Here is a 17,002-nt window from a genome sequence, read left to right on the forward strand (position 1 = left end):
TTGAACTGGAACTAACTGATAAACTCCGGCTCTCCGGAGAGGGGTCACTTTTCCTTCTTTTTGCGGACCACGGGTTTGGCAGCCTCCGCCTTAACGGCGGGAGCGGCGGCCTTCTTGCGGACGGCAGGCTTGGGGGCAGCCTCCTTTACCGCGGGAGCGGCAGCCTTTTTGCGGACCGCAGGCTTGGCGGCGGGGGCCTTCACGGCGGGAGCGGCGGCCTTCTTGCGCACGGCGGGCTTGGGGGCTTCCTCCTTATCCGCCTTCTTCTTGCGGACGGGGAACTTGCGGGTACACTTGTAGATCACCGCGCTCATGGGCGGCAGGGAGATGGTAATGGACTGCTCCCGACCCTGGCTCTCTACATAGCGGCTGCGGACCGGCTCATGGTCGCCGCCCCCCTTACCGCCGAAGTCGGGATCGTCGGAGTTAAAGACAACGGTATAGACGCCGGGGACAGGTACGCCCACGGTATAGCCGGTGCGGTCCACCGGGGAGAAGTTGCACACGATGACCAGGGCGTCTCCCTTGGCGTCCTTTCGCAGGAAGGCCACGGTGTTGGCCTGGTTGTCGTTGGCCTCGATCCACTCAAAGCCCTCCCAGGAGAAGTCCAGCTCCCACAGCTCGGGGTGGGCCAGGTAGAAGGCGTTGGCCTGCTTGAAGTAGTACTGCAACTGGCGGTGAGGCTTTGCCCACTCCTGGTCCGGGTCCAGCAGGTGCCAGTCCAGGGAGTGCTCATAATGCCACTCGTTCCACTGGCCGAACTCGCTGCCCATCATCAGCAGCTTTTTGCCGGGATGGGTGAGCATATAGGTGTAGAAGGCCCGGACGCCGGCAAACTTCTCCTCGTTGGTGCCCGGCATCTTGTTGATGAGGGAGCCCTTCATGTGTACCACCTCGTCGTGGGACAGGGGGAGCACGAAGTTCTCCGAGAAGGCGTACATCAGGGAGAAGGTGATGTCCTTGTGGTTGAACTGCCGGAAATAGGGGTCCAGCTTGATGTAGTGAAGGATGTCGTTCATCCAGCCCATGTTCCACTTCAGGTTGAAGCCCAGGCCACCCTCCAGGCCGCCCTCGCCCACCGGGTGGGATACACGGGGCCAGGCGGTGGATTCCTCGGCGATCATCATCACGTCGGGGTGTTCCTGGAACACATGGCCGTTGAGCTCCTGGATGAAGTCCACCGCCTCCAGGTTCTCGTGGCCGCCGAACACGTTGGGCACCCACTCGCCGCCCTGGCGGCCGTAGTCCAGGTAAAGCATGGAGGCCACCGCATCCACCCGCAGACCGTCGATGTGGAACTGCTCCAGCCAGAAGAGGGCGGAGGAGAACAGGAAGGAGCGGACCTCGTGGCGGGCGTAGTCGAAGACACGGGTGCCCCAGTCGGCGTGCTCGCCCTTGCGGGTGTCGGCGTACTCATAGCAGGGTTCACCGTCAAACTCGTACAGACCGAAGGCGTCCTTGGGGAAATGGGCGGGTACCCAGTCAAGGATCACGCCGATGCCGGCCTGATGGAGTTGGTCCACCAGCCACATAAAGTCGTGGGGGGTGCCGTACCGGCTGGTGGCGGCAAAGTAGCCGGTGCACTGGTAGCCCCAGGAGGCGTCCAGAGGATGCTCGGTGATGGGAAGCAGCTCCACATGGGTGAATCCCATCTCCTTCACATAGGGCACCAGATACTTGCCGATATCCCGGTAGGAGAGCATCTCGTCCTCGCCGGTACGCCGCCAGGAACCCAAATGAACTTCATAAATATTCAGTGGCTTCTGGTAAATCGGATTGTTCTTCCGGTAATCCATCCAGCTGCCGTCTCCCCAGCCGTAACCGGACAGATCATAGAGCTTGGAGGCGTTGCCGGGACGGGTCTCGGCGTGGAAGGCGTAGGGGTCGGCCTTGGCCAGGACCCGGCCGGAGGCGGTATGGACCGCGTACTTGTAGCTGTCAAACTGCTTCAGACCGGGGATAAAGACCTCCCAAACGCCGTCGGAGAGCAGCTGCATGGGGTGGTCGGAGTCGTTCCAGCCGTTGAAATCGCCCATTACAGCGACCAATTGGGCGTGGGGAGCCCAAACCCGGAAGACCCAGCCATCCTGCCCGTCCTGCACAGCAGGGTGAGCGCCCATAAACTCCTGGGCCCGTACAGCGTGGCCCTGTGAAAAATCATGGAGGATCGTACTCGGTTTGGTGGAAGCCATAGGTATCCTCTCCTTGTTGGCAGCCCCCCAGAATAGCTGGAATGACGTAAACTGGGGGTTCTTGTCATTGGTAATAAATAAAATCCAAAATACGCGGATTTTATTTGTGTAAAGTATACAACCATATGGCAAGATAGTCAAGACGCGGATTACCAATCGGGGTGTAAAATTTCCAGTAATATATGCAATATCTTTTGTAAAGAACGCGCAGGGCCCGCCGCAGTTTTACTGCGGCGGGCCTCGGTTTCCGGCGTCAGCCGGCCATGAGCAGGGTGCGCATCAGGCGCAGGAAGATACCGGGGGCGGAGAGACGGGCCACAGCCTGATCGGCCACAATGGTGATCTGGGCCAGGACCTGATCACCGGCGGTCACCGTCATTCTGCCTAAAGTCTGTCCCGACTCCACCGGGGCTTCCACATCCTGACACAGCTCCAGCTGAGTCTCTACCTGGTTGACCATGGAACGATTGACCAGAATTCGGGTGGGCTGGGAGAGGACGGGCTGGACGGTCTCCTGCTCGCCCAGCAGCACGTCCACCGGGGGGAGAGCCTGGGAAGGATAGACGTCCATCAGGGTGTAGTTGGCAAAGCCGTAGTTGAGCAGGGCCTGGGCCGCCGCAGTACGGGTGTCCTTGGTGGAGGATTTCAGGATAACGGCAATGAGCTCCATGCCGTCCCGTTCCGCCGTGGCAGACAGGCAGTAGCCGGCGGCATCGGTGGAGCCGGTTTTCAGACCGGTGGCTCCCTCATAGAATCGGATCAGTTTGTTGGTGTTGGCCAGCTGGAACTGGCCGTCCCGGAGGGAGTCCATCCAGATGGTGGTGTAGTCCCGGATGGAGGGGTGGTTAAGGATGAGCTCCCGGCTCATCAGGGCGATGTCATAGGCGGAGGTGAGATGGCCCGCCGCCGGCAGGCCGGTGCAGTTGACAAAGCAGGTGTCTGTCATGCCCAGCTGGGCGGCCCGCTCGTTCATTTTGGCCACAAAGGCCTCCTCGCTGCCGCAGAGATGTTCGGCCAGGGCCACCGAGGCGTCGTTGCCCGAGGCCACCGCCACGGCCTTGAGCAGGTCGTTTACCGTCATCTGCTCGCCTTCCTTTAAATAGACCTGGGAGCCGCCCATGGAGGCGGCGTAGGCGGAAACGGTGACCAGATCGTCTTTGGACAGGCTGCCGCTGTCGATGGCCTCCATCACCAGCAGCAGGGTCATGACTTTGGTGACACTGGCGGGTTCCAGTTTGTCGTGGGCATTTTGCTCGTAGAGAACGGTGCCTGTCTCCTTTTCCATCAATACAGCCCCTGCCGCATCCACGGTGGGCGCACCAGCGGCGGATGGATCGGCCTCGGCGGCCTGGACGGGCAGAGCCAGTAGGGTGGCGGCCAGCAGGGCCGCGGCCAGTTTTTTCATGGTGTGTGACGCCTCCAATGCTGAAATGCTCTGTGGGAGAGGATATGGAGGGAAAAGGGCTTCTATACGGCTTTTGACGTGGGTAATTTTTTCTGGTACAATGGCAAAATCATTGAAAAACACAGGGAGGCAGGAGGATGGAGCGCACCATTGGAGTGATCCTGTCTGGCGGGCAGAGCCGGCGGATGGGCCGTGACAAGGCGGGCCTGTCCCTGGCGGGGCAAAGTTTTCTGGACCGGATGACGAAAGAACTCTCCCCGCTGTTCGATGGGATCTATGTGTCGGTGGACCGGCCGGGGCGCTATCCCGGCTGCCGGGAACTGCCCGATCTGAGGCCGGGCCAGGGTCCCCTGGCAGGACTGGAGGCCGCCTTTCTCCGCACCGAAGCGGAGGCGGTGTTCCTGGCCGCGGTGGATCTGCCCTTTGCCTGCTCCGGGCTGGCAGAACGTGTGTTGGCCGGCGTGGGGGATGGAGAAGCCTGTGTGATCCGGCGGCGGGGCGGGGAGGCCGAACCCCTGTTTGCCCTGTACCGCCGCAGCTGTCTGGAGCCCCTGAACGCCTGCCTGGATGAGGGCCGCCGGGCGGTCAAGGCCCTGCTGGACCGGGTGGACTGCCGCTGGCTGGAGGAGGAAGAACTGCCGGAGTTTGACCTGGAGCGGGCCCTGTGGAATGTAAACACCGGAGCGGAGTTCCGTCGTGCGGTGGAATCGGAAAAAGAAAAATGAAAATTCCTCTTTACAACGACGCTTTAGTGTGGTAACATACGAAAGCAACCACGACATACATGGTTTGGAGGAATGTACATGAAACGGAGACTGACTGCTCTGGCCCTTGCGCTGGGACTGACCTTTACCCTGGCCGCCTGCGGCGGCGGCACCGGCGGTACCGCCAATACCCCTTCCAATAACAGTGAGAGCCCTGCCGGCAATTCTGAGACCCCCGCCGCCGAGAGCGATATGGCCTATGTGAAGGAGAAGGGTACCCTCGTCGTTGGCATGACTGACTTTAAGCCCATGGACTACAAGGACGAAAACGGCGAGTGGATCGGCTTCGACGCCGACATGGCCAAGGCCTTTGCCGAGAGCCTGGGCGTGGAAGTGGAGTTCATCGAGATCAACTGGGACAACAAGCTGATGGAGCTGGATACCAAGGGCATCGATGTCATCTGGAACGGCATGACCATCAATGACGAGGTGAAGGCCGGTGCCTCCGTGTCTGAGCCTTACTGCCGTAACGGTCAGGTGGTGGTGGTCCCCGCTGACAAGGCGGAAGATTACCAGACGGTGGAGAGCCTCAGCGGCCTGAACTTCGCCGTGGAGAACGGTTCTCAGGGCGCGGCTCAGCTGGATGCGATGAACCTGAGCTATGTGGCCAAGACCACCCAGGCCGACGCCCTGATGGAGGTGGCCTCCGGCGCCTCCGACGCCTGTGTCATCGACCTGCTGATGGCCGGCGCCATGATCGGTGAGGGCACCAGCTACCCCGATCTGACCTACACCGTGCAGCTCAACGACGAGGAGTACGGTGTGGCCTTCCGGAAGGGTTCCGATCTGACCGAGGCCTTCAACACCTTCTGGAAAGAGGCCTATGACGCCGGTACCGTCATGGAGACGGCCACCACCTACGGCGTCCAGGAGTCCGTCATCGAAAAATAACATAGCCTAAGGGAATTGGGCAGAGAGCCGGGCGCTCTCTGCCCTTCCCCGGTCAAGAGAGGGAAACGCTATGCTGATGTCTGTTACGCTCACCCTGCTGGAGGGGTTTGTGGTCACCCTGGAGCTCTTCCTCCTGACCCTCCTGTTCGCACTGCCCCTGGGTCTGGTGATCTCCTTCGGTTCCATGAGCCGGTGCGCCCCCCTGCGCTGGGTAGTCAAAACTGTGGTGTGGATCGTCCGGGGCACCCCCCTGATGCTCCAGATCATGGTGGTGTTCTACGGCCCGGGCCTGATGTTCGACCTGCCCCTGCTGCCCCGGTTCACCGCGGCGGTGGTGACCTTCGTCATCAACTACGCCTGCTACTTCTCCGAGATCTACCGGGGCGGTATTCAGGGTGTACCGGCGGGCCAGCAGGAGGCCGGCCTGGTGCTGGGCATGACCCGCAGCCAGATCTTCTTCAAGGTGACCCTCCTTCAGGTCATCAAGCGTATCGTGCCTCCCATGGGCAACGAGTTCATCACCCTGGTGAAGGATACCGCACTGGTGCGGGTCATCTCGGTGTATGAAATCATCTGGATGGGTGAGTCCTACATCAAGAAGGGCATGATCTGGCCCCTGTTCTACACCGCCGTGTTCTATCTGGTGGCCAACGGTATTCTCACCCTGCTGTTCAGCTGGTTTGAGAAGAAGCTGAACTATTTCAAGTAAGGAGGCCCGGACCATGCCTGTTTTGGACGTACAGCACATTGAGAAGCATTTCGGGGCCACCCGGGTGCTGGAGGACATCAGCTTTTCCCTGGAGCAGGGACAGGCTCTGGCCATCATCGGCTCCTCCGGTTCCGGAAAGACCACCCTGCTGCGCTGCCTGAACTTCTTGGAGACACCCAACCAGGGCAAGATCCTGGTCAACGGGGAGACCCTCTTTGACGCCGACGATCCCGCCACCCAGCGGGAGGCAGAGGTGCGCAAAAAGCGGCTCCACTTCGGACTGGTGTTTCAGTCCTTCAACCTGTTCCCCCAGTACACCGCCCTGGAGAACGTGACTCTGGCCGGGGAGCTGCTGGCCAAGGAGCGGCCCGACTTCAAGCAGAATAAGAAGGCCATTCTGGAGGAGATCCGCACCCAGGGCCAGGCTCTGCTGGAGCGGATGGGCCTGGCCGACCGGGCGGGCCACTATCCCCATCAGCTCTCCGGCGGCCAGCAGCAGCGGGTGGCCATCGCCCGCGCTCTGGCCCTCCAGCCCGACATCCTGTGCTTTGACGAGCCCACCTCCGCCCTGGACCCGGAGCTCACCGGCGAGGTGCTCAAGGTGATTCGCTCCCTGGCTGAGCAAAAGACCACTATGATCATCGTCACCCATGAGATGGCCTTTGCCCGGGATGTGGCCGACCAGGTGATCTTCATGGACGGCGGCATCATCGTGGAGCAGGGCCCCGCCCGTCAGGTCATCGAGAGCCCCCGGGAAGAGCGGACCCGTCAATTTTTGTCCCGCTATTCCGAGAATTGAAAAGGGTCAAAAAGCGTGGTATCATAATCTGGATACCACGCTTTTACACTGCAAGGAGTTGACGCCATGGAGGAAGCCATTTTTTTGCCGGTGCTTTCCCACTTTGAAAACGAGAATTTCTGGACCGCCAGCGGCGGCCGGATGCGCTACCGGGTGGACCCGGTGAAGGGGGACGAGGAGAATTCCCCCTCCCTCACCGCCCAGGTGTGGGAGGGGCCCTGGCGGCTCCAGGACAGCACTGTAGAGGAGACAAAGTCCTTTCCCATGACGGAGGAAGGGCTGGAGGAACTGCGGTCCTGGGTATTGGTCTGGCAGGAGACCATCAATGCCCGGCCTCCCAGAAGCCTGAAGGAGACCCTCCAGGCCAGAGACGCCCGCCGGGCGGAGCTGGAGGAGCAAAGCAAGGAAGAATGACCGCAAATCTGTGAAGCGCATAGGATGACCCGGAGGGGTTGCCAATGCACATCACGGAGCATATTCTCACCAACAGCGACTGCTACAAGGCAGGGCGCACCATCAAACCCAAGGGGATCATGGTCCACTCCACCGGCGTGGCCCAGCCGGACGTCAACGTCTTTCTCAAGGCCTGGGACAAACCGGGGGTGAACGCCTGTGTCCATGCCATCGTCCACCAGGGGGGTGTCACCGAGACTCTGCCCTGGAACTGGCGGGGATGGCACGCCGGCGGCGCGGCCAATAACACCCATATCAGTTTTGAGATCCTGGAGCCTGCCGGGCACACCTACAAAGGCGGCACCATGATCGGATACGACCCGGTAAAAAACAAGGCCTATTTTCAGCAGGTCTACGACACAGCGGTGGAGCTGTGCGCCTATCTGTGTGAAAAATACGGCCTGGACCCGGAGCAGGACATCATCGACCATGCGGAAGGCTGTAAGCTGGGGCTGGCCTCCAACCACAGCGATGTGGGACAATGGTTCCCCAAGCACGGCAAGAGCATGGATACCCTCCGCGCCGACGTGAAAGCGCGGCTGAAGGGGGGTGAACCGGAGATGACGCAGGAGCAGTTTGACGCCGCCTTCACCGCCCATGAGGGGGAGATTTCCGCCCGGACGGTGAGCGAGTGGGCCAAGGAGGCCTGGAACAAGGCCAAGGATGCCGGCGTGTTTGACGGCACCGCTCCCGGCGCTCCCCTGACCCGGGAGCAGGCCGCTTTGATTCTGGAGCGTCTGGGTCTGCTGGGGAAGTAACAGGAAAAAAGAGGAGGAAGTAAAAATGACCTGGGGAACCTACTATTTCTTTTATGAGTGCCCGCAGTGCGGCAAGAAGTACCGCTATGAGCTGGAGTTCGCCTCCGAGCCCGAGTTCGGCTTCTGCCCCGACTGCCATGTGATGGGCACCTTTGTGGGAGAGACCAAGGACAACAAGCAGGGCGAGGACAAGTTCGTGGACTACGAGTTTGTGTAAGACCTGCAACGTAAAAAAGGACGCCGGAAGGCGTCCTTTTTTTGCGTGATCAGTCGGGCTGCGTGACAGTGCCGCTCTGGGTAATGTGCAGCATATCGGCGGTAATATCGGTGGTGTAGGGGTTGAGCCCGGAGGTGTTGACGATCTCCAGTACCTTTCCGGGGTAGAGCTCATAGCACCAGTCTATGCCCTTGTATTCAACCGTGCCGTCTCCCGGCAGGGAGGTAGTGGTCACGTTGTCGAAATCAAAGGACAGGCCCTTGTCGGCGAAGAAGGCAAGGTCGGTGACGCTCAGGTCGGTATCCACGTTCTCCATAAAGATGTCGTAGTAGGTGGGCAGGTTCAGAGGCTGGGAGATCGCCTTCTTCAGAACGGCCATGATCAGTTCCCGCTGGGTCTTGGTGCGGCCGATGTCGGCGTCGGGATAGGCGTCGTAGATGTTGTGGGGATAGACGCCGGGACCGTCGGAATTTTTCCGGCAGCGCGCTACCTTCAGGGCGTCGGAGCCAGTGAGATACTGCATTCCGGGCTCAAAGTGGATGTGCAGATTCTGGTCGGGATCGTCGTAGGACATATGTACCGGCACATTGAAGTTGACACCGCCTACCGCATCCACCAGCTTCACAAAGCCCTGGGTGTTCACCTTCACATAGAAGTCGATGGGGAAGCCCACGATATTTTGGACCTCTTCCTTCAGGGCGTCCATACCGTTGTAGGGGTACATACTGCACAGCTTATAGAAGTGCTTTCCCTTGCTGGAGACGCCCTCGATCAGGGTGTCCCGGGGGATGGAGACCATGGCAATGGTCTGGTTTACCGTGTCGTAGGTGGCCACGATCATGGTGTCTACGTTGCCGCTGGCCTGGTCGCTGGCGCACAGCAGGAAAGTATAGGTGTACTCCTTCCGCTGGCGAGTGGGCTGGGCACTCTCTTCCTGGCCGGGGGACTGAAGGGAGACCGCTCCGCTCTCTGCCGGCGGAGGGGTTTCCTCCTGAATCTTGGGCGGCTGGGCCAGCAGCTTGAAGGTAATGATAGCGGCCAGTATCAGCACAGCCACCACCGCCAGAATGATAAACAGGACTTTGGCTGCCTTCTGTCCGGGGGACAGAGGGATCTTCTCTTTCTTCTTTTTCATCAGCCGCCTGGCCATGGCCACCACGCCTTTCTTTGGTAATATATGACATTATGTATTGCTTTTATCCTTAGAATGACCGCATTATATCGAATTAGACGGTATAAGACAAGGAAAAGTTTCCGCGTTTTCGGCTCTTTTTGACAGGAAACCTTACGCTTCTCCCACAAACCGGCTGCGGATGCTGAGGGTGGCGGCGGTGAGGGAATTGACCGCCCCCAGCAGATCCATCAGCAGCTGGTTCTGCCGGGCCAGCTCCTCCAGTACCCGGTCCATGCCCTCTCCTCCGACGGAGGGTGGGGACCAGACAGGGGCGCTCCAGCAGGGAATGGGATGGGCATACCGCTTCATGGCGGGCTCCATGGGCTGGCTCTGGGCCAGAATGGCGGCGGCCCGCTGCCGGGCCTCCTGGTCCCGGGCTCTCTGACAGGTGGGTTGGTTCATAGAAAACACCTCCTTTTCACCCCTTATCCTATGCCGGCGGGCACTTCCCGGTCCGTCCCAGGCAGAATTGGGGAATTTGCCCGTTGACATTTTGAAGGGACATGGTACACTGAACTGGACCGTATGAAGAGCAAACGCTCATGCGGCCCAGAAAGGAACGAGGTACCATGAAGAAACTGCTTGCACTGGGCCTGACCGTGGCCCTGGCGCTGGGCCTTACCGCCTGCGCTTCCAATCCTGCTCCGGCGGAGAGCACCCCTCCCGCTGAGACCACCCCCGTGGCGGAGATCACTCCCGCACAGTCTGAAACCCCTGCTCTGGAGGGAACTGAGATCAACCTGGGCCTGCTCAACGGACCTACCGGCATGGGGGCCGCCAAGCTGCTCGCTGACAACGATGCCGGCGAGACTGTCAACCACTACAATGTGACCATGGGCTCCGATCCCTCCACCGATATCGTGCCCAAGCTGAACAGCGGGGAGCTGGACATGGCCGCTCTGCCCACCAACGTGGCCGCCAACCTGTATAATAAGACTGGCAATGTGCAGCTGCTGGCCCTGAACACTCTGGGCGTGCTCCACATCCTGGAGAACGGCAATACCGTCAACTCTCTGGCCGACCTGTCCGGCAAGACCATCTATGCTATCAACCAGGGCACCAACACCGAGTATGTGCTGGACTACCTGCTGACCCAGAACGGTCTGGACCCGGACACCGATGTGGACATCCAGTGGAAGACCAGCGAGGAGGTCACCGCCCTGATGGCCTCCGGCGAGATCGATCTGTGTATGCTCCCTGTGCCTGCCGCCACCACTGTGCTGATGCAGAACAGCGACGTGCGGGATGCCATCGACCTGAGCGACGCCTGGACTGAGTCCGGAGCCTCCGGCACCTTCACCATGGGCTGCGTGGTGGTGCGCACCGAATTTGCCCGGGAGCACCCCGAGGCGGTGGAAGCCTTCCTGCAGGAGTATGAGGCCTCCATCAACTACGTCAAGGACAACCCGGAGGAGGGCGGCCAGCTCATCGAGCAGTACGGCATCGTGCCCAAGGCTGCCATTGCCACCGCGGCCATCCCCCAGGCCAACATGATCTTTACCGCCGGTGAGGACCTGAAGTCCATCTCCAGCTACTATGAGGTGCTCTTCGCCGCCGACCCCACTTCGATCGGAGGTTCCATCCCCGATGACGCCTTCTACTACATCCCGTAATGTAAAACGGAGCAAATTACTGCGAGCTGTCATACCCCTGGCCTTCTGGCTGGGGGTTTGGCAGCTTGCGGCCTTTTTGGTGGACATGAGGACCAACGGCCACGGAGCTTTGCTGCTGCCCTATCCCCTGCTGGTGGCCCAGCGGCTGTGGGTTCTGGCGGGACAGGGGGACTTCTGGCTGTCGGCGGCGGTGACCCTGGGCCGTATCTTCGGGGGCTTCGCCGTCGGCGCGGTGGTGGGGGCTCTGGTGGCGGCGGCCACCTCCGCTCTCCGGGCGGCGGACTGGGTGCTCACCCCGGCGGTAAAGGTGATCCGGGCCATCCCGGTGGCCTCCTTCATCGTGCTGGTGCTGCTGTGGGCCCCCTCCTCCGGCTGGGTGCCCGCCATCGTGTCCGGCCTGATGGTGCTGCCGGTACTGTGGGGCAACGTGAGCCGTGGTGTGGTCCAGACCGACCCCCTGCTGCTGGAGGCAGCCCGGGCCTACCGCTTTGGACGGGGCAAGACCCTCCGGCTGGTGTACCTGCCCTCGGTGCGGCCCTACTTTGTCAGCGGCTGCGCCACCGGCCTGGGCCTGGCCTGGAAAGCGGGAGTGGCCGCCGAGGTGCTGTGCCAGCCCAAGCTGGCCATCGGCACCCAGCTTTACCGGGCCAAGATTACCCTGGAGACCCCCGACCTGTTTGCCTGGACGGCGGTGGTTATTGTGCTGAGCTTTGTGCTGGAATACGCCCTGGGCATCCTGTTCCGGCGGCTGGGAGGGGATAAAACGTGATATCCGTCAAAGATATTACCGTTCGTTTTGGAGAAAAGACGGTGTTGGACCGGTTTTCCCTGGATCTGCCGGAGACGGGGATCACCGCTCTGTCCGGCCCCTCCGGCTGCGGCAAGACCACCCTGCTGCGGGTACTGGCAGGGCTCCAGCCGGTGGAGGCGGGGACAGTTATTACCCCGCCGGACCCGGTGATCCTCTTTCAGGAGAACCGGCTGCTGCCCTGGCGGACGGTGGAGCAGCACATTGCCGACGTGCTGCCCCGGGAGCGCCGGGGGGAGGCCTCCCGCTGGCTGGCATTGGCGGAGCTGGAGGGGGAGGAGAAGCACTACCCTGCCGCCCTGTCCGGCGGTATGGGGAGGCGGTTGGCCCTGGCCCGGGCTCTGGCCTGCGGAGGGGGCCTGATCCTGCTGGACGAGCCCTTTGCCGGGGTGGACGCCCCACGGGCGGCCCGGATTTTGGAGCGGGTGCGGGGGCTTGGCCTACCGGTGGTGCTGTCCAGTCATGAGCGGGAGACGGTGGCCCTGTGCGACCGGGTGATCGGCCTGGAGGGGCCGCCCCTCAGGCAGATGTGATCTTTTTGGATTCTTTTCAGGTTTTCTAAGGTTTTCTAAAAAAGAGCGAAAGCGCGTTGCGCTTTCGCTCTTTTGTGATAAAATGGGAACCATGAATTTTTGGTAAAGGCAGCGTAATGATATGAGCAACATCACTGAAACGCCTGAGGTGCAGGAGGTACCGGAGCCCCAGACGCCCCCAAAGCGGCGGTTCCGGCTGAAGTGGCCCAAGCTGGCCATGAGTCCCCGGCAGTACTGGTGGACCACCATGGTTCTGCTGATCGTGGTGCCCCTGATCTCCTTCACCATGGTGGAGTATCTGAATTATAACGACCCCTGGAAGGATTTTACCCCCGCCCAGATCCTGCTGAATCTGGTGTGGTACTACTTCGGGGAGCTGTTCTTCTACTTCCTCCGGGGCCGGCGCAGCGGTGCGGTAAAGCTGGGCCTGGGCATCGCCTGGGGCTTCGGCTGCGCCAACCACTACCTCATCGCCTTCCGGGGGCGTACCCTGTTCCCCGGAGATTTTCTCAGTCTGGGTACCGCCGCCAACGTGGCGGGCAACTACGACTATTCCCTGTCCCAGCGGCAGTGGGTGACCCTGATCATGATGATCGCGGTAATCCTGGCCATGAAGGTACTGCCCAATGAGCCCCGGAAAAAGTTCTCCTGGAAGGTGTTCGGGGCCTCGGCGGGGGCGGCTGTGGTGTTCCTGTCGGTGTTTTTCGGCACCAGCATGGTGGAGAAGCTGGGGATCGAGCCCTCCATGTGGACCACCCGTGGCAACGGCCTCTTCCTCAACTTTGCCGTGTGTATGAAGTACATGAAGGTGGAGAAGCCGGATACTTACTCCCAGCAGACTCTGAACGATCTGGGCACGGAAAACGCCAGCGATGATCTGTCGGTAACGGTGGTGGACCCGGACGGCACGGTGCGGCCGGTGAACGTCATCGTCATTATGAACGAGTCCTTTTCCGACCTGTCTGTGCTGCCGGGAGTGGAGACCAACCAGGACGCCATGCCCTTTATTCGCTCCCTGACCGAGAACACCATCAAGGGCTATGCCTACTCTTCCGTGTTCGGCGGCACCACCGCCAACTCGGAGTATGAGTTCCTCACCGGCAATACCACCGCATACCTGCCCGCCGGTACGGTGCCCTATCAGATGTATGTCTCCGACGGGGACCCCACTCTGGTGGGCCAGATGAAGGCCTTGGGTTATACCGCCATCGCCGCCCACCCCTACCGGTCCTCCGGCTGGAACCGGCCTGCGGTGTACAGCGATTACGGTTTTGATGAGGTGTATTTCGAAAGCGACTTCCAGAACCGCACCTATATGCGGGGAGACGAGAAATCCGGATATGTCACCGATCAGTGTGACTATGAAAATCTGATTCGGCTGTACGAGGAGAAGGAGGCGGGGGAGCCCCTGTTCCTCTTCAACGTCACCATGCAGAACCACAGCGGCTACCAGATGTCCTGGGATAACCTGCCCCGGGAGGTATGGCTCACCGGCAGCCTGGAGGGCAGGTTCCAGACGGTGAACCAGTATCTGTCCCTTATCTACCAGAGCGATCAGGCCTTTGAATACCTGATCAACTATTTCTCCCAGGTAGAGGAACCCACCATGATTCTCCTCTTCGGAGACCATCAGCCCCAGGTGGCCACCAATTTCTACACCAACGTGCTGGGAGACAACCCGGACACCACTCTGGCCCAGAAAAAGCAGATGGTACCCTTCCTGTTGTGGGCCAACTACGACATCCCGGAGGAGCAGGGGGTGGAGCTCTCCCTCAACTACCTGTCCGCCCTGCTGATGGACACCGCCAACCTGCCCATGACCGGCTACCAGAAGTTTTTGTCCCAGCTGTGGGAGGCCGCCCCGGTCATCAATACCGTGGGGGTGCGGGATGCGGAAGGAAACTGGTACGGGGAGAACGAAGCGCTGCCCGACCAGCTGGATGAGACCATTGAGGCCTACAAGGTACTGCTGTACAACAATATCTTTGATAAGTCCAACCGGCTGGAGCAGTTCTTCAGCCTGACGGAATAAGCAACACGCCCCCGGAGGTATTTCCTCCGGGGGCGCGTTGTTGTACTTGAAAAAACAGCAGAGGGTATGCAGGCGGCATATTGAAATTTTGGAATAAATTGAATACAGTAGAGAAAACGGCGATTTCACGGGAGATCCATCAAATGGAGGGATATTATGAAAAAACTGGTTTGTGAAATGTGCGGCAGCAACGACTTGTTAAAGCAGGACGGCGTCTTTGTCTGCCAGGGCTGCGGGTGCAAATATTCCGTGGAAGAGGCGCGGAAAATGATGATGGAGGATGGAGGCACCGGAGGGCCTGTCTCCACGCCGGCAGCACCGGTACCGGGGGGCAACCAGAGCCAGATCGACAACTATCTGGGCATGGCCAAGAGCGCCCTGGAAGGGAGCAACAACGAAGAGGCCGAAAATTACGCCAACAAGATCATTGAAATAGACCCCCAGAACTGGCAGGCCTGGTCCATCAAGGGTACCGCCGCCGGCTGGCAGACCACCGGCCGGAACAATCGGTACGGAGAGAGCGTGGTGGCCTGGATCAAGGCCCTGACCTATGTGCCTGAGGAGGAGCGCAGCAATCTGCGCATCGAGCTGATGGTATCTGCTCAGCAGATCGGCGCGGCCATCGTGCAGATGCACGGCAATCACTTTGTGGACTACCGCAGCGAGGATAATAAGCTGGATGTGCTCAATTCTGCCCAAAATGTGAAGGAACAGCTGCAAATGCTGAAGGAGCAGACCGGGGAGGAGTTCTACACCAACGACTTTTCCACCCGGTTGGGCCGCATCATCAACGGGGCTGCCGTGGGAGGCAGCAACAACGCCGACGAGGAGTTTGGTCCGGAGGATCTTAACCGTGGCAAGTACGAATGGGACCGCTACACCCAGAGCTCCGACCGGTGTCTCAAACTGCTGGAAAAGGCTTTTGACCTGTCCTATGACGATGAGCTGAGCTTTACCATCAGAAAGAACTATGTGGTAGTCGCCACCGCTGTGCGGGACTCCTGCTCCTATAAATTCGTGCCCAACGCCTATACCGACGGCAGTTATCAGGTGGACTATACCTTTACTGAGGCGGCCAAGAAGTCCCGTACCAACACCATCAATACCTGGCAGAAGCGGATAGACTGGTACGATCCCGCCCATCGGAAGGCCCACATGGAAGCGGTACTGGGGCAGTGCGAGGCGGCCCGCGTCAGCGTTGAGGAGGATGCCGCCCGGGAGCAGTACTGGAGCGAGCACGCCCAGGAGAAGGCGGCCCTGGAGCAGGAGCGGGAGGCCCTCACCCGCCAGGCCGACCAGCTGGAGGCCGACCTTGCCGCCGATCCGGTCTATGAGGAGCGCAAACGCAAGCAGGAGGCCATCGATGACCTCAGCCGGCAGAAGCAGGGGCTGGGTTTGTTCAAAGGCAAGGAGAAAAAGGCCATCCAGGAGCAGATCGACCAGATCCAGGGCGAGCTGGGACAGGTGAACAGCCGCATCAGCCAGATGGAGGAGGCGTGCAGTCAGAAGCTCCAGCCCCTCCGCAGTCGGGCTACTGAGATCGGCGAAGAGCTGAACCGCTCCCGGGGCCGGCTGCCCATGGTCCATGGCGAGCAGCTGGAGCTGCTGGAGGGCAGGCACTTCAAGGGCTCGCCCATGGAGGTCCTCCGCAAGATCCAGGCCATACTGCCCCAGGGTTACAAGGCGGGCAAGGAGGAGGGCGAGGCGGCCATCGTCAACTACAGCAAGACCTCCCACGACCTGGCCCAGTCCATCCAGGGCCTTACCGATGCCATCCAGGGCCGGAAAAGCGAAAAGAAGGAGTGGGTGGACGACCCCAATGAGGACAAGCAGTACCGGATCAACCTTGTGAGGGGAGAGGACGTTACCGGCGTCCATCTGGCCCTCCATGCCAAGTCCATCCACCAGGATTGCTCCGGCGAGTGCTGTTTCGGCATCAACGGCAGCTTCAGCGAAGACAGCGCGGTGGATTTCGTAAAGGTTGTGTCCAGGCTGCTCTTCGCAGCCCTGCCCACCTCCGACCTGGAGACCCTCCAGACCTTCCTGGCCCAGTCCCTTTACGGGCTGGCCGAATCCGACCAGATCTATCAGGATGGGGTGCGGCTGCGGATGGTGCGCAAGCAGTACACCTGGCTGGAATTTGAGATGCTCTGAGTTACATTAAATCAGAGAGCCCGCCGCAGAACACTGCGGCGGGCTCTTTTGCTGTTGTCTGGTCAGCACAGACCCAGGATATAGCGGCAGCAGAACCGCTTGTACCAGGGCAGGGCCCTGTCCACCTGAGTGGAGACGGTATGGGCGGCCTGTACAGCGACCTGCCGCTCCTCTTCCGTCAGGATGTGGGGACTGAATCTGGCCTTTTTGGCCAGTTCAAAGATTTCCTCAGAAGTCTGTCCGCCCCACTTCTCCAGTTTTTTCAGATAGACATAAGCGGCAATGACGGCTTGGTTGGTGTTGGCCTGGCTAAACCGCTTCTCGCGCCGGCTTCGACCGATGGCCCGCCGGACCGGGAAGGCCAGAACCACCAGCACGACTGCCAGAGGGATCAGGATGAAACGCAGATCCAGGGGGGCGGCCTTCGGCTGATCCTCTTTCTCGTCATCGGGTGCGGCGGAGGGTCGGGCGGAGGGCTGGGCCGTCTGGGTGGGCGTGGG

17 protein-coding genes are annotated in these 17,002 nt (G+C 60.5%); 12 read left to right on the top strand and 5 right to left on the bottom strand.

Translation table 11 applies throughout. From position 1 onward, the window contains the following. Window positions 1–44 precede the first annotated feature (44 nt). Together glgB and B5G42_RS10050 are read right to left on the bottom strand one after the other, a co-directional pair. On the bottom strand, window positions 45–2,192 hold the full coding sequence (gene glgB / locus B5G42_RS10045) for a 1,4-alpha-glucan branching protein GlgB (protein ID WP_087269782.1): 2,148 nt from the start codon (window positions 2,190–2,192) through the stop codon (window positions 45–47). A gap of 253 nt (window positions 2,193–2,445) precedes the next feature. Beyond that, complete coding sequence (locus B5G42_RS10050; RefSeq protein ID WP_087269785.1) at window positions 2,446–3,597, bottom strand: D-alanyl-D-alanine carboxypeptidase family protein; 1,152 nt, start codon at window positions 3,595–3,597, stop codon at window positions 2,446–2,448. A 137-nt stretch (window positions 3,598–3,734) separates the two neighbouring features. Here B5G42_RS10050 and B5G42_RS10055 point away from each other — a divergent pair, with 137 nt between their 5' ends. The 7 genes from B5G42_RS10055 to B5G42_RS10085 all read left to right on the top strand — a co-directional run bounded on the left by B5G42_RS10055 (window position 3,735) and on the right by B5G42_RS10085 (window position 8,188). Beyond that, window positions 3,735–4,322, top strand: a complete 588-nt coding sequence (locus tag B5G42_RS10055; RefSeq protein ID WP_087269787.1) for a molybdenum cofactor guanylyltransferase — start codon at window positions 3,735–3,737, stop codon at window positions 4,320–4,322. Window positions 4,323–4,400: 78 nt separating this feature from the next. Continuing rightward, window positions 4,401–5,252 (top strand): transporter substrate-binding domain-containing protein, encoded by an 852-nt coding sequence (locus tag B5G42_RS10060; RefSeq protein ID WP_087189481.1) that lies wholly within the window; start codon window positions 4,401–4,403, stop codon window positions 5,250–5,252. A gap of 70 nt (window positions 5,253–5,322) precedes the next feature. Further along, window positions 5,323–5,961 carry an amino acid ABC transporter permease gene (locus tag B5G42_RS10065; RefSeq protein ID WP_087189480.1) on the top strand — a complete coding sequence of 213 codons (639 nt, stop codon included), beginning with the start codon at window positions 5,323–5,325 and terminating at the stop codon, window positions 5,959–5,961. A 13-nt stretch (window positions 5,962–5,974) separates the two neighbouring features. Continuing rightward, window positions 5,975–6,760 (top strand): amino acid ABC transporter ATP-binding protein, encoded by a 786-nt coding sequence (locus B5G42_RS10070; protein ID WP_087269790.1) that lies wholly within the window; start codon window positions 5,975–5,977, stop codon window positions 6,758–6,760. Between the two features lie 66 nt (window positions 6,761–6,826). After that, complete coding sequence (locus B5G42_RS10075) at window positions 6,827–7,174, top strand: hypothetical protein (protein WP_087269793.1); 348 nt, start codon at window positions 6,827–6,829, stop codon at window positions 7,172–7,174. A gap of 44 nt (window positions 7,175–7,218) precedes the next feature. Then, window positions 7,219–7,971, top strand: coding sequence for a peptidoglycan recognition protein family protein (locus B5G42_RS10080; RefSeq protein ID WP_087269796.1), 753 nt, complete (start codon window positions 7,219–7,221; stop codon window positions 7,969–7,971). Window positions 7,972–7,996: 25 nt separating this feature from the next. Next, entirely contained in the window at window positions 7,997–8,188 is a 192-nt protein-coding gene (locus B5G42_RS10085; protein WP_087189476.1) for a hypothetical protein, read from the top strand. A 49-nt stretch (window positions 8,189–8,237) separates the two neighbouring features. Here B5G42_RS10085 and B5G42_RS10090 read toward each other — a convergent pair whose 3' ends face one another. Together B5G42_RS10090 and B5G42_RS10095 are read right to left on the bottom strand one after the other, a co-directional pair. Continuing rightward, a complete protein-coding gene (locus tag B5G42_RS10090) occupies window positions 8,238–9,323 on the bottom strand; it encodes an LCP family protein (RefSeq protein WP_242961192.1) in 1,086 nt (361 codons plus the stop codon). 150 nt (window positions 9,324–9,473) lie between these two features. Beyond that, window positions 9,474–9,764, bottom strand: coding sequence for a hypothetical protein (locus B5G42_RS10095; protein WP_087269802.1), 291 nt, complete (start codon window positions 9,762–9,764; stop codon window positions 9,474–9,476). Window positions 9,765–9,931: 167 nt separating this feature from the next. On the opposite strand from B5G42_RS10095, the gene B5G42_RS10100 reads away from it, so the two are divergent. From B5G42_RS10100 to B5G42_RS10120, 5 genes are all read left to right on the top strand, one after another. Beyond that, window positions 9,932–10,975, top strand: coding sequence for an ABC transporter substrate-binding protein (locus B5G42_RS10100; protein ID WP_087269805.1), 1,044 nt, complete (start codon window positions 9,932–9,934; stop codon window positions 10,973–10,975). Window positions 10,976–11,060: 85 nt separating this feature from the next. Continuing rightward, entirely contained in the window at window positions 11,061–11,744 is a 684-nt protein-coding gene (locus tag B5G42_RS10105; RefSeq protein ID WP_242961194.1) for an ABC transporter permease, read from the top strand. Further along, window positions 11,741–12,316: an ATP-binding cassette domain-containing protein gene (locus tag B5G42_RS10110; RefSeq protein ID WP_087269811.1), complete on the top strand. Its 576-nt coding sequence runs from the start codon at window positions 11,741–11,743 to the stop codon at window positions 12,314–12,316. The genes B5G42_RS10105 and B5G42_RS10110 overlap by 4 nt, the downstream gene beginning before the upstream one ends. Before the next feature lie 121 nt (window positions 12,317–12,437). Then, window positions 12,438–14,348, top strand: a complete 1,911-nt coding sequence (locus B5G42_RS10115; RefSeq protein ID WP_242961193.1) for an LTA synthase family protein — start codon at window positions 12,438–12,440, stop codon at window positions 14,346–14,348. A 156-nt stretch (window positions 14,349–14,504) separates the two neighbouring features. Then, window positions 14,505–16,502 carry a hypothetical protein gene (locus B5G42_RS10120; RefSeq protein ID WP_087269814.1) on the top strand — a complete coding sequence of 666 codons (1,998 nt, stop codon included), beginning with the start codon at window positions 14,505–14,507 and terminating at the stop codon, window positions 16,500–16,502. A gap of 62 nt (window positions 16,503–16,564) precedes the next feature. Here B5G42_RS10120 and B5G42_RS18145 read toward each other — a convergent pair. Beyond that, on the bottom strand, window positions 16,565–17,002 hold a 438-nt coding region (locus tag B5G42_RS18145; protein WP_162611075.1), incomplete at its 5' end, for a hypothetical protein.

The organism is Flavonifractor sp. An91, from assembly GCF_002159225.1.
GTDB lineage: Bacteria > Bacillota > Clostridia > Oscillospirales > Oscillospiraceae > Flavonifractor > Flavonifractor avicola.

Excerpts from the sequence above, each read along its gene's own strand:
- B5G42_RS10055 (WP_087269787.1), top strand. The coding sequence starts at position 3,735 with ATGGAGCGCACCATTGGAGTGATCCTGTCTGGCGGGCAGAGCCGGCGG.
- B5G42_RS10080 (WP_087269796.1), top strand. The coding sequence starts at position 7,219 with ATGCACATCACGGAGCATATTCTCACCAACAGCGACTGCTACAAGGCA.
- B5G42_RS10090 (WP_242961192.1), bottom strand. The coding sequence starts at position 9,323 with ATGAAAAAGAAGAAAGAGAAGATCCCTCTGTCCCCCGGACAGAAGGCA.
- B5G42_RS10120 (WP_087269814.1), top strand. The coding sequence starts at position 14,505 with ATGAAAAAACTGGTTTGTGAAATGTGCGGCAGCAACGACTTGTTAAAG.
- B5G42_RS10095 (WP_087269802.1), bottom strand. The coding sequence starts at position 9,764 with ATGAACCAACCCACCTGTCAGAGAGCCCGGGACCAGGAGGCCCGGCAG.
- B5G42_RS10050 (WP_087269785.1), bottom strand. The coding sequence starts at position 3,597 with ATGAAAAAACTGGCCGCGGCCCTGCTGGCCGCCACCCTACTGGCTCTG.
- B5G42_RS10100 (WP_087269805.1), top strand. The coding sequence starts at position 9,932 with ATGAAGAAACTGCTTGCACTGGGCCTGACCGTGGCCCTGGCGCTGGGC.
- glgB (WP_087269782.1), bottom strand. The coding sequence starts at position 2,192 with ATGGCTTCCACCAAACCGAGTACGATCCTCCATGATTTTTCACAGGGC.
- B5G42_RS10115 (WP_242961193.1), top strand. The coding sequence starts at position 12,438 with ATGAGCAACATCACTGAAACGCCTGAGGTGCAGGAGGTACCGGAGCCC.
- B5G42_RS10070 (WP_087269790.1), top strand. The coding sequence starts at position 5,975 with ATGCCTGTTTTGGACGTACAGCACATTGAGAAGCATTTCGGGGCCACC.
- B5G42_RS10085 (WP_087189476.1), top strand. The coding sequence starts at position 7,997 with ATGACCTGGGGAACCTACTATTTCTTTTATGAGTGCCCGCAGTGCGGC.
- B5G42_RS10075 (WP_087269793.1), top strand. The coding sequence starts at position 6,827 with ATGGAGGAAGCCATTTTTTTGCCGGTGCTTTCCCACTTTGAAAACGAG.
- B5G42_RS10060 (WP_087189481.1), top strand. The coding sequence starts at position 4,401 with ATGAAACGGAGACTGACTGCTCTGGCCCTTGCGCTGGGACTGACCTTT.
- B5G42_RS10065 (WP_087189480.1), top strand. The coding sequence starts at position 5,323 with ATGCTGATGTCTGTTACGCTCACCCTGCTGGAGGGGTTTGTGGTCACC.
- B5G42_RS10105 (WP_242961194.1), top strand. The coding sequence starts at position 11,061 with ATGAGGACCAACGGCCACGGAGCTTTGCTGCTGCCCTATCCCCTGCTG.